The sequence below is a fragment of the Psychrobacter sp. ANT_WB68 genome (assembly GCF_008369115.1).
Taxonomy (GTDB): Bacteria; Pseudomonadota; Gammaproteobacteria; order Pseudomonadales; family Moraxellaceae; genus Psychrobacter.
Genome location: NZ_VOAZ01000004.1, coordinates 145,864 through 161,045 on the forward strand (window position 1 = coordinate 145,864; position 15,182 = coordinate 161,045).

General features: G+C 42.4%; 14 protein-coding genes. 6 read left to right on the plus strand and 8 right to left on the minus strand.

Going from position 1 to position 15,182, the window contains the following annotated elements; genetic code table 11:
- Positions 1–137: 137 nt before the first annotated feature.
- The 5 genes from FQ084_RS11795 to hisIE all read right to left on the minus strand — a co-directional run bounded on the left by FQ084_RS11795 (position 138) and on the right by hisIE (position 4,871).
- Complete coding sequence (locus FQ084_RS11795; RefSeq protein WP_149490831.1) at positions 138–1,637, minus strand: UvrD-helicase domain-containing protein; 1,500 nt, start codon at positions 1,635–1,637, stop codon at positions 138–140.
- A gap of 236 nt (positions 1,638–1,873) precedes the next feature.
- Positions 1,874–2,740, minus strand: a complete 867-nt coding sequence (tatC, locus tag FQ084_RS11800; RefSeq protein ID WP_149490832.1) for a twin-arginine translocase subunit TatC — start codon at positions 2,738–2,740, stop codon at positions 1,874–1,876.
- The gene (tatB, locus tag FQ084_RS11805; RefSeq protein WP_149490833.1) at positions 2,740–3,450 is read right to left on the minus strand and encodes a Sec-independent protein translocase protein TatB; all 711 of its coding nucleotides are present in this window, start codon (positions 3,448–3,450) and stop codon (positions 2,740–2,742) included. The genes tatC and tatB overlap by 1 nt, the downstream gene beginning before the upstream one ends.
- Before the next feature lie 47 nt (positions 3,451–3,497).
- Positions 3,498–3,770 carry a Sec-independent protein translocase subunit TatA gene (tatA, locus tag FQ084_RS11810; protein WP_149490834.1) on the minus strand — a complete coding sequence of 91 codons (273 nt, stop codon included), beginning with the start codon at positions 3,768–3,770 and terminating at the stop codon, positions 3,498–3,500.
- A 252-nt stretch (positions 3,771–4,022) separates the two neighbouring features.
- Positions 4,023–4,871, minus strand: coding sequence for a bifunctional phosphoribosyl-AMP cyclohydrolase/phosphoribosyl-ATP diphosphatase HisIE (hisIE, locus tag FQ084_RS11815; protein ID WP_149490878.1), 849 nt, complete (start codon positions 4,869–4,871; stop codon positions 4,023–4,025).
- A 546-nt stretch (positions 4,872–5,417) separates the two neighbouring features.
- Here hisIE and rpmI point away from each other — a divergent pair.
- From rpmI to FQ084_RS11840, 5 genes are all read left to right on the plus strand, one after another.
- A complete protein-coding gene (gene rpmI, locus FQ084_RS11820) occupies positions 5,418–5,615 on the plus strand; it encodes a 50S ribosomal protein L35 (protein ID WP_011281253.1) in 198 nt (65 codons plus the stop codon).
- A gap of 158 nt (positions 5,616–5,773) precedes the next feature.
- The gene (gene rplT / locus FQ084_RS11825) at positions 5,774–6,130 is read left to right on the plus strand and encodes a 50S ribosomal protein L20 (protein ID WP_011281252.1); all 357 of its coding nucleotides are present in this window, start codon (positions 5,774–5,776) and stop codon (positions 6,128–6,130) included.
- A gap of 384 nt (positions 6,131–6,514) precedes the next feature.
- Complete coding sequence (gene pheS / locus FQ084_RS11830; protein WP_149490835.1) at positions 6,515–7,570, plus strand: phenylalanine--tRNA ligase subunit alpha; 1,056 nt, start codon at positions 6,515–6,517, stop codon at positions 7,568–7,570.
- Between the two features lie 68 nt (positions 7,571–7,638).
- Entirely contained in the window at positions 7,639–10,044 is a 2,406-nt protein-coding gene (pheT, locus tag FQ084_RS11835) for a phenylalanine--tRNA ligase subunit beta (protein ID WP_149490836.1), read from the plus strand.
- A 248-nt stretch (positions 10,045–10,292) separates the two neighbouring features.
- Positions 10,293–10,592, plus strand: a complete 300-nt coding sequence (locus tag FQ084_RS11840) for an integration host factor subunit alpha (RefSeq protein WP_079692789.1) — start codon at positions 10,293–10,295, stop codon at positions 10,590–10,592.
- Positions 10,593–10,877: 285 nt separating this feature from the next.
- On the opposite strand, the gene FQ084_RS11845 is transcribed toward FQ084_RS11840, so the two are convergent.
- Entirely contained in the window at positions 10,878–11,234 is a 357-nt protein-coding gene (locus FQ084_RS11845; protein WP_149490837.1) for a hypothetical protein, read from the minus strand.
- A 587-nt stretch (positions 11,235–11,821) separates the two neighbouring features.
- Between FQ084_RS11845 and FQ084_RS11850 the strand changes: the two genes are divergently transcribed.
- Entirely contained in the window at positions 11,822–12,709 is an 888-nt protein-coding gene (locus FQ084_RS11850; protein ID WP_149490838.1) for a neutral zinc metallopeptidase, read from the plus strand.
- Positions 12,710–12,871: 162 nt separating this feature from the next.
- Here FQ084_RS11850 and FQ084_RS11855 read toward each other — a convergent pair whose 3' ends face one another.
- Together FQ084_RS11855 and rho are read right to left on the minus strand one after the other, a co-directional pair.
- Complete coding sequence (locus FQ084_RS11855) at positions 12,872–13,117, minus strand: hypothetical protein (protein WP_149490839.1); 246 nt, start codon at positions 13,115–13,117, stop codon at positions 12,872–12,874.
- A gap of 362 nt (positions 13,118–13,479) precedes the next feature.
- On the minus strand, positions 13,480–14,748 hold the full coding sequence (gene rho, locus FQ084_RS11860) for a transcription termination factor Rho (RefSeq protein WP_149490840.1): 1,269 nt from the start codon (positions 14,746–14,748) through the stop codon (positions 13,480–13,482).
- Positions 14,749–15,182 lie beyond the last annotated feature (434 nt).

The window sequence follows — 15,182 nt, forward strand, 5'->3', positions numbered from 1 at the left end:
ATTGCTGTACGGTATCTTGGCGCTCTTGCAGGGCTTTAGATAAAGATGAAGTGTTAGACGTCTGGATGTTATTCATGGCTAATTATTCATTACATAAAGTGAAATAGTCGGGTCTTGAGAAGATGATGAAAAGGTTATTAAGTATTACCAAAAATGACCTTTTTGCCGGTCTGCAATCCTGATATCAAGTCTTTAATATTATGAATGTCCAAATTACTTCGCGCACGTGTACAAGCAACATAGAGCAAGCGCAATTCTTCTGGGCTGATTTTTACCGCATTGGTGGTCACATCGTAATAAAAATCGTCATCTAGCTGCACTTTTCCCCACTCAAGACCTTTGGCTTTATGGGCAGTTGAGATGACATAGTCAGCATTTTCGATACTGGATAAGCTATTAACCGCTTGGCTCAACACATTGGTACCGTGATCGTCGACCAGTTTCACCAGTGTTTTTAAATCACTCCCTTCATTGGTTTCAGAATACTCTTGTACATCACTCCAATTATAAAAATAGGCGAGCTCAGGTACACCGTAAGCTGATTTACCATTTTTTAAATTTTCGGCTGCCTGACAGAATTTTAGCATGCGATCGGTATCGGCTTGTAGCGCCACTCTATGCCCAAGTTTTAAGCCCGTTAACAGCTGTGACATAGCGGCAGCATTGGTACGGCAAAGAATGGCATCTTTTTTACTATGTACCATGCCTTTTTCGGTAGAGGACTGCTTATTTGGATTGCCTTTTAAAGGAACATCTTCTTGCAATGCTTTAAGCAAAGTGTTAGCAATCTCAGCAATTGGTTCGCCAAAACGAAACGATTGCGTCAATAAGGTTTGCGGCAATGGCAGTTTTTTCATCGCATTGACCGCACCGCGCCACTCATATATCTGCTGGTGAGCATCGCCGACGTAGATGACTTGACGCGGCTGCTGGGTCAAAATTCCCATCATCAGCGGGTCAGCATCTTGCGCTTCATCGAATAAAATAAAATCCGCTGGGATACTGGGTTTTGATAATGCCCAAAGCTTGAGGTAAATATCATGTCCGATACCGGCAGGATGGCGCGCATCAATCGACTGTAACCAGCGCTGTTCAACGGCAGGGTAGAGCATCTCACGTAACTGCTCGGCATCTGAGCCATCAAGCCAACTTGGAAATAGGATATGCCTTGGCGCAGGATAGCTGGCATGCGTACTACAAAAATTGCTAATGGCATCACTAACAAAGCGCGATAATCGTGCTGGCGTGAGGGTAATATATTTATTAACGCCGTCCATCTGCCTACGTACTTGCACCGGTTGCAGACCCAAGTCATCACCTAAACGTTTAGGCGAAAAGCGTGGTAGTGATAGCTTTGCGGTGATATCACGGGCAACATGACGATAAGCAAGTGAGTGAAAGGTACGACAATCGACGTGACCGGGGAATTTCTGCCGCGCATCGTTAGCAATGGCTTTATTGAATGCTAAATATAAGCCGCGGCCACGCAGACGCTCACCGATTAATTTGAGCGTCGTCGTTTTACCTGCGCCCGCATAAGCGACCACTTTAAATGACTTGTGATCCATCGCCATATTTAGCGCGTTCAGCTGCTCATCGGTGGGATCGCTCATATAAGCTGGCATAGATGCGGACATAATAAAGCTACCTAAAATACTAGAATGAGGGCAAAAATAACGGGGGTAAAAAAAGCCACTGCATAGACAATGGCTGATTGGTCAGATGATGTTAATGTTAATGTTGATTGCAAAATATTTGCAATCGCACATGACAATAATAAAAAAGTTAATAGAAAATAAAAGTGGAAGTAAGCGGATTATATTAACAGATTAGCGTGTATGCTGTTTTTGAAATAAGTGCCTGATAAGTAGAGCTATTCTTTCTTTAATCCTGCATCGTTTGCCAAATCAAGGCTGCGCTCTTCTTTAATCAAAATTTTCGCTAAAAATAATCCCAGCTCAAACAACAACCACATCGGGATGGCGAGCATCAACATCGACACGCCATCAGGTGGTGTAACGATTGCAGCGACGGCAAAACAGCCAACGATAATATAACGGCGTTTGTCTTCTAAGCTCTGAATGGAGACGACACCCGCCAATATCAATAGTAAAGTGACAACCGGAATCTCAAATGTCAGCCCAAATACCATAAAGAGCTTGAGGGAAAAACTTAAATAACTGTCAATATCTGTCATTGGTAAGACATTCTGCGGCGCAAACATGATAAAGAACTTTAAAACGCCTTTCAGTACAATAAAATAAGAGAAAGCCACGCCTGCATAAAATAAAAATATGGAAGACATCAGTACAGGAATAGCGACTTTCTTCTCTTTTTTATATAACCCAGGTGCCACAAACGACCAGATTTGATACAAGATATACGGCATGGCAAAAAAGGCCGCGACAAATATCGTTAAGCGTATCGGTGCCATAAAGTTGGAAGTGATATCGGTCGCAATCATCGTCGAATTGGCGGGCAACTGGGCAACCAAGGGGTCGGATAAAAAATCATAAAGCTCGCGTGAAAAACCGACCAATGCTAAAAATATCACCAGTACCGCGACGCATATCTTAATCAGATGCCGACGCAACTCAATCAAATGCTCGGTAATCGGCATATCGCCCAGTGAGCTTAAGATATCATCAGAGTCCTCGTTATCAAGCGCCTCTGGTGCTGCATTGCTCTCTGTATCCCTTACTTTTTCTTGACGGCTTTTTTTACGTTTAAATAAACCCACTATTCAATCTCCTGCTTATTAACAGAAGCCTGTTTATGTAAAGGATTCTCTAAACGGTTGATAGCGCTGTTTAATAAAATGTCGGCTTTATAATTGGGTAAATAGGGCGGTTGCGGCAAACGTCGCGCTTTATCGTAAGCGCCAAGACGGAACCACATATTTTCCCATGGTCTAGTTGTGACGGTTTGAATCACTTGTTTGGCATTGTGACTACAGTCAGTTTTTAGACTATCGTCATTATCTTGAGCCGCTGACTCTGCTTGCTTAGACTCTTCTGACTTTTTATCTGACCCATAACTGTCATAGGTATAATCAAACTCTTTTGGTGTCGCTAATGAATTATCGCGTTTTTCATTGTCACCGTTATCGTTTTCGGCATCTACTTCAGCATCCTTCACGTGACGCGCTGCTTTTAGATGCTGGTTTTGTGAGGATTCAAACTGTTGCATACTGCCGCGCATCTCTGCCATTTCACGTCGCATTTCCGCTTCAGTTTGGCGAATTTTGGCAAGCTCTTTTTGCATCAGTTGGCGAGTTTCAGCCAAATCAAGTTCCGCTTCGATTTCAGACTGCAAGGTAGAAACTGTGCGACGAATTTTGGCATACCATTGCCCAGCAGTGCGTGCCGCTTGGGGCAGCTTTTCTGGCCCCAAGACGATTAAGGCAATGACGCCAAAAAGCAATAATTCAGAAAACCCAATATCAAACATAAGCGTTAAATATCACTATCTAGATGCGACCAAGGTTATACCCAGAACTATACATTGTGCTTATCGTCAATAGGAGCAGGACTGATATCAGCGTCAGTCGCTTTATTGGCTGCCGGACGATCGGTTGTATGTGCATTACCATCATGATCGAGCACCACCTGCTTTTTAGCATGTTCGGTATTTTCGTCTTTGACGGCTTCTTTAAAACCTTTGACCGCGCCGCCCAAATCTTTACCGGCATTTCTTAGTTTGGAGGTGCCAAATACAACAACCACCACGACCAATAAAATCAGCCAATGCGTAATGGAAAAACTGCCCATAATGCTATCCTTATGTCTTGGTTTTCAGTCTTTATATGAATACGTTGAGTGTATAGAATATTGCTATCGTAAACAAAAGATATCGACATCTCATACGAAGTAACACGTCACTATATTATAACCTGCACTTGTGACAAAAAGGTGAAAGCAACAATAATCAAACAGGGCAGTGGTTTCGCTTGTTATTACTGTTAATACCCTCTTAAATGACAAAACATACTCATATTATAAATGTTATTGACCTTACAAAAGCTAGCGCGCGGCTTTTTCATCAATACCTGAGAGACCAAAGCGTCGACCCAACTCATGTAATACCGCATCTGACTCTATATCAAACCATGCCAGTCCCACTAAGGTATGGAACCAGACATCTGCGACCTCATAGATCAGCTCATGACGCGCTTCCTCATATTGTGCTTTGTCTCTGTTTTCATCGCAATTAGCAAAGTCTTTGGCAGCGATGATGCTTTCTGTACTCTCTTCTCCCACTTTTTCTAATATTTTATTGAGACCTTTGGCGTATAAGCTTGCCACATACGAGCTATCAACATCTGCTTGTTTGCGTTCTGCCAATACACCATCGAGCTGTTGCAAAATAGAGTGAGTGGTGAGGCTACGGTCATTCTGATTGGTATCCGAATGAACTCTATTTTGAGATGGTACATTATTAATTTGAGGAGTAGCTTTTGCTGTAGCATTTGAATGATAAATCTCTGTTGGATCTTTCAATACTTTGTCGACCGTTTGCCACTCAGGGGTTTGCCCTGATAAATCCAAACGCTGATAAAAACAAGACTCGCGCCCTGTATGACAAGCGATACCACCTGCTTGAGTCACACTCAGCACAATCACATCGGCGTCACAATCTAGACGAATATCATGTACACGCTGCGTATGCCCAGAGGACTCGCCCTTATGCCATAACTTGGCACGCGAACGTGAAAAGTATACTGCGGTCTGCGTTTGCGCAGTCAATTGTAGGGATTCGGCGTTCATCCACGCCATCATTAAAATACGTCCTGACAGATGATCTTGCGCAATTGCAGGAATCAAACCATCAGCATTAAAATTCACGGCAGTCAGCCAAGCAGGTAAAGTCATCATCTATCGTCTTATAAGTAGAAAGTAGTCAGTAATAAAAAGCCGCTAAGTATTCGCTAAATAAAGGTCATTCAGCCTATCTATCATTTATGTGAGCGCTTTATCAGTGCGCAATCTCTACTTAAACACAGCTTAAGCTGACATTCAATATGTTAAATCAGTCATTAAAGCACAATTATACCTGAGCGGAGTTTTGATAAACCAATAATTGTAAATAATACCCAACTATTCACTTAGCTAACCTTAGTTTCTATTAACTGTCTATTGATAGTTTTTTGTAGCTCAGTTTTTACTTTTAAGCTTGTACTTTAAGCGGCTAACAATCAAGGTTTGGAAGATAAAAATAAGTGGTAGGGTATTTGTTATTAGAAAGAACAACATACGATAAAGGCGGCCAAAACTTTCCTTGGCAAAACTGCGCATGATCTGTTAAAATAGCGCCTCCCACCTCGAGGCAAATAGAGGTTTAGTGCTTGTTTTCACAGCCACTATTCGTTTTTACTATTTGACGACCAGGTTCTATCAAAGACAAAGAGGCAAATCATCATGAAAGTTAAGATGAAAACCAGAAGCGGTGCAGCTAAACGCTTCAAAAAAACAGCGAACGGCTTTAAGCGTAAGCAAGCATTCAAAAGCCATATCTTGACCAAGAAATCAGCTAAGCGTATTCGCCAGTTGCGCGGTCTGAAGATGGTGGACAAGTCTGACGAAGCAGCAGTTCGTCGTATGTGCCCATACATCTAATAGGCTATCGTCATTTATCTTTAATTAAGCGCTGTTTAATTAATAGCTACTGAATTAAAAATACCTGACTTTGCAATCTGATAACGATGTCTGTTATTCAACTATTTAATGACATCGTGACTCGCTTAACAGTAATTAAAGAAATCTTGGAGTAATTTATGGCCCGTGTAAAACGTGGTGTACAGGCGAATCGTCGTCACAAAAAAATCCTAAAACGCGCAAAAGGCTACTACGGTGCCCGTTCACGTGTTTACCGCGTAGCGGTACAAGCAGTGACCAAAGCTGGTCAGTATGCTTATCGTGACCGTCGCAACAAAAAACGTACTTTCCGTCGTCTTTGGATTGCACGTATCAATGCTGGTGCACGCTTAAACGGCTTAAGCTATAGCCGCTTTATCAATGGCATGAAAAAAGCTAACATTGCAATCGATCGTCGCGTACTTGCTGACATCGCTATGCATGATGCAGCAACTTTCACCGCATTGGTTGAAAAAGCAAAAGCGGAACTAGCATAAATATTAACCGTCCTTTAGGATAGTCTGCTTGCCAAGTGCTTATTTATAAGTAATTTTTTCTAAGTGGTTATCTATATGGATAGGGATAATATTGATTAATAGGTCGATATTAATAAAAGCTACCGCTGGTCGGTGGCTTTTTTTATATTAAAGTATTTTATTGCCAGTTCTAGCACAATTAAGCTATAACACTCTTTTTGTAAAATTGCACTTTTCATTGTCTAAAGTCATCATTAAAAGTTATTGTCTAAATATTCAAGCCATTCATATAACTTGCCCTTATATTAAAATGATTGGGTAAATGGTTTGCAATATTTGGTCAAATCCCTACAATTACCAATCACTATTATTAATAGTCCGTTTAAATCAGGAAGAATGCGTCTTATGACTACCCCTGCTGCTACCACCGATTTGTCGGCGCTACCGACCTTATCTACAGAGCTTAACGAGCTTAACGAAGCTCAGCTAACCGAGTTTGCCAGTGCCGCTGAAGCATTGGTTCTACAACTGACGGATGTGCGTGCGCTGCAAGATTTGCGTGTGCAGCTGACGGGTAAAAAGAGCCCCTTAACTGGCTGGTCGAAGCAGATGGGTAAACTGAGTAGCGATGATAAAAAAACTTACGGCGGCTGGTTACATGAAGTGCGTAGCCGTATTCAAGAAGCGTTAACAGCGCAGCAGCAGCAGCTAGAAGTCGCAGCATTAAATGCCAAGCTTGCGAGCGAGAGTATTGATATCACCTTGCCTGCTCGCGGTGGTCAAAAAGGTCATTTGCATCCTGTGACCATGATTACTCAGCGTATGCAGCAGTATTTTATACAAGCAGGTTTTAATGTTGCAACTGGCCCTGAAGTTGAGAGCGACTATTATAATTTTGAAGCGCTCAATATTCCGTCGCATCACCCAGCACGTGCGATGCATGACACCTTCTATTTTGATGCGCACTATCTACTACGTACGCACACCAGCCCAGTACAGATTCGTACCATGGAAAAGAACGAACCACCGATTCGCATTATTTGCCCCGGTCGCGTCTATCGTAATGATTCCGATCAAACCCACTCACCGATGTTCCATCAGCTAGAAGGTTTGATGGTTACCGAGTCGAGTACCTTTGCTGAGTTAAAAGGTTTAATTAGTGAATTTTTAGAGGCGTTCTTTGCCAAAGAACTGACCGTGCGTTTCCGTCCGTCATTTTTTCCATTCACTGAGCCTTCTGCTGAAGTCGATATCCTCGATGATAATGGCAAATGGCTTGAGGTCATGGGCTGCGGTATGGTGCATCCACAAGTGCTGACCAACTGCGGTATTGATAGCGATAAATACACTGGCTTTGCTTTTGGGATGGGTATTGAGCGCTTTGCGATGCTGTATTACGGTATTGATGATTTGCGCTTATTTTTCCAAAACGACGTACGTTTTTTAAAGCAGTTTGGCTAGATTTTCATTATTAATCGTCAAACCTTTAATTCAAAATCTTTATTATAAAATTCTGATCCGAGATATTTATGAAAATTAGCGAACAGTGGCTACGTCAATGGGTAAATCCCAACAATAGCAGTGAGCAATTGGCTGAACAACTTACGATGGCAGGGCTAGAGATTGATGATCGCTTTGCAGTCGCCCGCGCCTTTAGCGGTGTGGTGGTTGGTGAAGTTATCAGCGTCGAGCAGCATCCAGATGCTGACAAATTACGCGTGACTCAGGTTAATATTGGTGCAGCTGAGCCATTACAAATTGTTTGCGGTGCACCCAATGTGACTATCGGTATGAAAGCACCTGTTGCGACCGTCGGTGCAGTGTTGCCAAGCGATGATGCAAAAGGTTTTAAAATTAAAAATGGTAACCTACGCGGTGTCGACTCTAATGGTATGCTCTGCGGTGCGTCTGAAATTGACTTAACCGATAGCATCGATGGTCTGCTTGAGTTGCCAGCTGATGCGCCGATTGGCATGGATATTCGTGAGTATTTGGGTTTAGACAATCAAATCTTAGATATCTCTATTACCCCAAACCGTGGTGATTGCTTTAGCGTACGCGGAATTGCGCGCGAAATTTCAGTCATTAACGATTTGCCGATGCAGCCGCCTGAGATTCCAACTAATGTAGCGGTGACGGATAACGGCGCAACTCTTGCTGTCACCGTTAGTGCAGTTGAGGCGTGCCCACGTTATTTATTACAGTCGATTAGCAATATTGATCGTAGCATCGATACACCAAAGTGGATGCAAGATGCACTAGTGCAGTCAGGTTTACGTTCGCATAACTTTTTAGTTGATGTGACTAACTATGTGTTGATGGAATTAGGTCAGCCGCTACATGCCTTTGATGCTGATACCATCGATGGTGATATCGTGGTGCGTTTGGCACGGCCTGAAGAAAGCATTACTTTGCTTAATGAGCAAGCCATTACTTTAACCGGTGATGAATTGGTCATTGCGGATGATCAAGGTGTACTTGCACTTGCCGGTATTATGGGTGGTCAGCGTAGCAGCGTCACTGATAGCACCACCAACATCGTATTAGAAAGTGCGTTTTTTAATCCATTGGCAATCGCTGCACGTGCACGCCGTTTTGGTCTGCATACGGATGCCTCACAACGCTTTGAGCGTGGGGTAGATTTTGAGTTGCCAGCGCTTGCTTTAGCGCGTGCTGTTGATTTGATTACGAGCGTTACTGGCGGTCAAGCAGAAAAAATAGTCAAAGTCGAAAGTTGTGAGCATTTACCCGCACGTGCGCCTATTACCTTGCCAATCACTAAAGTCCTTGATGTCATCGGTATCGAGATTGAGCCAGCAGTCATGGTACGTATTTTGACTCAGTTAGGGTTTGCAGTAGAGCAGCAAGCAGATAGCCTGCTTTGCACGCCGCCATCATATCGTTTTGATATGAGTATCAAAGAGGACATCATCGAAGAGATTGCTCGTATTTATGGTTATGATAATATTCCAAGCGTATTGCCGCATTTGCAAGTCAGCATGGATTATGACGATACGGCGGACTTGACTCACCAAATGAAGCTGGCGCTGGTCGATAACGGTTATATGGAAGCGATAAGCTTTAGCTTTAGTGATGCAAAAATAGAAGCTTTGCTCGATGACAAAGCGCTAGGAGAAGTGTTGGCACTGGCCAATCCTATCTCTAGTGATTTAGCAGTAATGCGCCGTACTTTGCTGTCAAGTTTATTGCCTTGTGTGCAATACAACCTCAATCGCCAGCAGCCGCGTGTGCGTTTCTTCGAAACAGGTCTTAGCTTTGTTGGTCAAAGTATTAGCGAATTGGTACAAACACCAAGTATTGCTTTGGTCGCAGTCGGCGATGTCTGGGACGAGCAAGCGTATCAAAACCGTGCGTTAGATTTTTACGATCTTAAGCATGATATTGAGCAATTATTACCTGCGCAAGTAGATAGTGCGCGTATCCGTTATGAGCGTAGTGAGCTTGCCTTCTTGCATCCTGGTCAAAGCGCCAAACTCTATATCGATGACCAGTATGTCGGTTGGTTGGGTCAACTGCATCCTAATACGGCCAAGCAGTTAGATTTGCCTGCTACTTGGGTGGCTCAATTAGCACTTGCGCCGCTACTGACCCTCGTACGTGAACAGCATGCCATCACCACCCCAAGCAAATTCCCGCAAGTACGCCGTGATATCGCCATACTAGTAAATAGCGACATCAGCTTACAGACTTTAGAGTCGACTATACGCGCGGCAGCTGGTGAGCTATTAACAGATTTATGGCTATTTGATGTTTATCAAGGCGACAAAGTGCCAACTGATCAGCGTTCATTAGCCTTTGCGCTGATATGGCAAGACAGAACGCAGACATTATCTGATGAGGCGGTGAAAATGGCGACCGATAAGGTAGTGCAAGCCCTAACCGAACAGCACGCTGCCCAGTTGCGTGACAGCTAATACCTAGTCATAACAATATAAAATTCTCTATGGTCTCCTCATGAGCGAGGCTATAGAGCTTTGCTATTTTTAAAATTATTAATAGACAGAAAATCTTATTCATAAAATAAGGTAAGTGGTTATTAATAAAGGATTTTTATGCAGACTTTATTAAAAAGATGGTAAAAACCCTTTATAATGACCAATATCAACCCTCATACCGCTAAACCATGATATTCGACATCACGACATAGCATAGGAGTCGTACTGTGAGCACCTTAACCAAATCTGACATGATTGAGCATTTGATGAGTCATCTTAACCTAACACGCCAAGAAGGCCGTTGTTTGGTAGAGAACTTTTTTGATGAATTGTCAGAGAGTTTGATTGATGGCAAAGAGGTCAAGCTGTCAGGCTTTGGCAACTTCGAACTTAAAGATAAAAATAGCCGTCCAGGTCGTAACCCAAAGACAGGTGAGCCTGTTGCGGTGTCTGCGCGCCGCGTGGTTACCTTTAAAACGGGTCAAAAATTTCGTCAGCAGGTTGATGAACGTTTATTTGACGAATAAGGATTGACTAAAAGTTGCCTTTTTAACCAATCGCCTGCGTGAAAGTAAGCCTATCGGCTTTTTAAGCAGATAAATCTTATGATTAAAAGGTGGGGTAATAAGCGATAAGCTATTATTTTAAAATAATAGCTTATCGTGGTTCATGTTATCTATAACGCTGTTAAACATAGGGCATTATCTATCTATTCTTTAATAGCCTTATAAAAATCCTAAATAGCAGGCATAAAAAAAGAGAGCGTAAGCTCTCTTTTTTTTACTGCAGTATTTTTATTACGAAAATAAAAATTACTGAGCTGGTTTCTCAACTACAACTTCGTCAGCTGCGTCAACTGCAGGAGTTTCGCTAGCTACGTCAACGCTAGTAGTAGTACCGTCTACAGGTACTTCAGCATCGATTTCGTTAGTAGCAGTACCAACTTGTGCATCAGCGATTTCAGCTTCAGCAGCGTCAACAGCTTCAACAGTTTCAGCAGGAACAGCTTCGCCTTCAACAGCAGCTTGGTCTAGGTTTTCTTGTGCATCAGTTACTTCTTCTTGCGCGTCAGATAAATCTTCAGCAGCGTTTTCTTTGTTGCTGTCACAGGCAGTAAGGCCCATAGTTGCAGTCATGATACCAGCTAGAGCAAGTAATTTTAAGTTCATAAGGTTTTCTCCGGGAAAATGAAATGATCAGTAGCAGCAAGAAAAGTTGAATGTCCGAGATGTCTCAGAATTCAACTAGGATTAATCACAGCTACTCAGCTTCCACGCATTCTATAGGATTTCTTTCCGTATGGAAAGAGCTTGTACAATTAAGTAACAATAAAATTGTAAATAGGATTTTACTTTGCCTATTTAATATAATTTTTAATACAACAAGCCAAATTAATCGACGTATAATCAACGACATCAGTATGATTTAAGAACTTTCCTATCAAAGGTTTTCTCTCATGGCTCGGACGCTATTCTATACTTATTTAGGGCATATTGTCAGTACTATTATTCCCAAAGACAGTCCTTAAATGATGGGTATTAGCAGGGTATAAATATAGATGATATCAATAAAAGTCGTTAATACAAGCGATGAGATACGAAGGCTCATGACCGTTCTTTAATTTTTTACTGTCATTGGCTAAATAAAATAGTCAATCAAGGGATTGCGCTAAAGATTATTTAATATCCATAATTATATAACAGCACTAACGACGATATGAACAGCAATGTCTATCGTATTTTTTAGGAGAGATATTATGAAATGGCAAGATAGACGCGGCAGCTCTAATGTGCGTACAAGCAGTGGTGGTGGCAAGATGATCGGTGGCGGCATCGGCGGTATTATCATTGCCGGCATCTTATGGCTAGTATTTGGGGTCAATCCGATGACGGCGCTACAGACAGGTCAAGTGGTTGCAGGCGGTGGTAGTAATACCTCTACTGAGCCTGCGACCAGTGATGACCGTGATACAAGGTTTGTAAAGGTGGTATTGGCGGATACGGAAGAAGTTTGGCACCAGATATTTAATGAGGCAGGCAGCACCTATAAAGAGCCGTCATTGATTTTATTTAATGGACAAGTCAGCTCGGCTTGCGGCAGTGCCAGTTCGGCAACCGGACCTTTTTATTGCCCAGGTGATCAGACTGTGTATCTGGATACGTCGTTTTTTGTGGAAATGCGCCAAAACTTAGGCATTACTGGTGATGAGCAAGGCTCAGGCGATAGCGAAAACCAAGGTAAAGCAGGGGATTTTGCCCAAGCGTATGTGATATCTCATGAGGTCGGTCATCATGTACAGACCTTGCTAGGTATTACGCAACAAGTCAATGAAGCTAGTCGTCAAGTCACGCGCGCACAGGCCAATAAGCTCTCGGTATTACAAGAACTACAGGCGGATTGTTTTGCTGGCGTTTGGGCACAGCGTAATCAAGAGCGTGTCCAATTCCTAGAAGCAGGCGATATCGATGAAGCAATCAACGCTGCTGGTCAAATCGGTGATGATCGCTTAGCGCGTGCCAGTGGTGGTGAGGTAGTTCCTGACAACTTTACTCATGGTACCAGTCAACAGCGCGTTCAGTGGTTCACCCGTGGTTTAGAGAGTGGTAACATTCAATCTTGCGACACATTTAGTGGCGCTTTATAACTCAGTTTCTATAAGTTAATTTATAAGATTTCTCTTTAATTAAACTAAAACTATGAGACATAAAAAAGCCTGCAATTGATTGCAGGCTTTTTTGTATAAGCTATTTGGTTAGATAATATTTTTAATCAGATACTATCAACCAATACAGCTACTTAAAATCAATTATCTGCTGTTGTTAAGAATATAAGCACCAGCGCCACCCACTGCAGCACCACCAATTGCGCCACGAGCGATGTCTTTGCTATTGCCGCCACTTTTAAGAAGGGCACCAGCAGCTGCACCAGCGGCTGCACCTTTAGCAGTGTTATTTAAGCCAGAGTTATAGCCATAGCCGTTATTAGCACAACCACCCATCATAAGAGCAGAGCTAGCGATAGCCGTTAGTGCAAAAGTTTTAGCAAATTTCATAGTGTCACCTATTAAGTCGTCAAGTTTGAAATCCAATATACAGGATGTATCTAAATATGTCTGTATTACTTTGCATAATAGCCTGTTTATCTCTTTCTAGTCGTAGTAAAAAGGCTAATCTTTGCAAATATTCTGTAAAGTATGTTGCTTTACTATATCGTCGGTAGGGCTTTTGCTTACAGTCATTGTATTAATAGTGAAAGTCCGCTAACTGTTTTCAAGGATTACCTTGGTAATGTTTAAGGTAATATTGATAAAGTCTTTAAATGAATCGTTGCAAAGATGATAAAGACCGCCCTAAGGCAGTCTTTATTTTCCAAGCATATCACTAGATAATTAATCTAATAAAGTACAACTATAAATTAGTTTTGTGATTTACGTTTCATTTGCTCAAAGAACTCGTCGTTAGTTTTGGCTTCTTTTAGACGGTCTAGTAAGAACTCAGTAGCTTGCACGCCATCCATCGGTTGAAGCAGCTTACGTAAAATCCAAACTTTACGTAATTTATCTTCATCAAGTAGGCGCTCTTCGCGGCGTGTGCCCGATTTTTTGATATTAATCGCTGGGAAGACACGTTTTTCCGCCAAGTCGCGCTCAAGAGTAATCTCTTGGTTACCTGTTCCTTTGAATTCTTCAAAGATAACACTGTCCATTTTACTACCCGTATCAATCAGCGCACTGGCAATAATGGTCAAGCTGCCACCTTCTTCAACGTTACGCGCCGCCCCAAAGAAGCGTTTTGGACGCTCTAACGCATTGGCATCCAAACCACCGGTCAATACTTTACCTGATGATGGAATAACGGTGTTATAGGCGCGGGCAAGACGGGTAATAGAGTCAAGTAAGATGACCACGTCTTGTTTATGCTCAACCAAACGCTTGGCTTTTTCGATGACCATTTCAGCCACTTGGACATGACGTTGTGGCGGCTCATCAAAGGTAGAGGCCACAACTTCGCCACGTACCGTACGCACCATCTCGGTGACTTCTTCTGGACGCTCATCAATCAAGAGAACGATTAAATAACATTCAGGGTTATTGCGGGTAATTGACTGCGCAATGGTTTGTAGCAGCATGGTTTTACCGGCTTTTGGCGGTGCGACGATGATAGAACGCTGACCTTTACCAATGGGGGCAATTAGATCAATAATACGACCAGTCAAATCTTCAGTCGTACCATTACCAAGCTCAAGTTTTAATTGCTCAGTTGGAAATAGTGGCGTTAAGTTCTCAAAAATCAGCTTATGACGCGAGCGATCTGGCGTATCAAAGTTAATCTCACCAACTTTTAAGAGCGCAAAATAACGCTCAGAGTCTTTTGGTGGACGAATGGTACCAGCGATACTGTCGCCTGTTTTGAGGCTAAAACGACGGATTTGGCTTGGGCTGACATAGATATCGTCGGGACCTGCTAAATAAGAGCCTTCAGATGAGCGCAAAAAGCCAAAACCATCAGGAAGAACCTCAAGCACGCCGTCACCATAAATGGCTTCACCGTTACGGGCATGGGTTTTTAAAATAGCAAAGATAATGTCTTGTTTACGGCTACGTGCCATATTATCAAGACCCATTTCTTTGGCGATGGCCAATAGCTCAGCGATTGTTTTTTTCTTTAATTCAGTAAGATTCATAGATAGGTCATTAGCAGTTGATCAGATGAGAGATGCCATTATCAGCACAAATCAAGACATTGATTAAAACAACAGGTGTAGGGCGATAGAGGATATATGCACAGCATCGGGGTTTATGTAGGATAGATTTTACGTGCCAGCTTATAGACGCGTTGCAAGAAATACAGGCACGGTCATAAGAGGTAAAGATAAAGAAGTCTACATAAGAGTCTGCGTCAAAAACTCAATATCAGTAATTGTGTTTAGTCATTGCGTTCAGTAGTGATGTTTTATAATGACGATTGTGTTTCTGTTGATAAACACGAGGAGAATAGCGACAAGACACTTAGGAAAATGGTTAGTTTTCTCTTGTCAGCAGACTATACGGGCTTCAAGCTGGCATTGTCAATAATTTTTGCCAAAAAATTCGCATAATCTCGTTTTTTGCTCAGAAA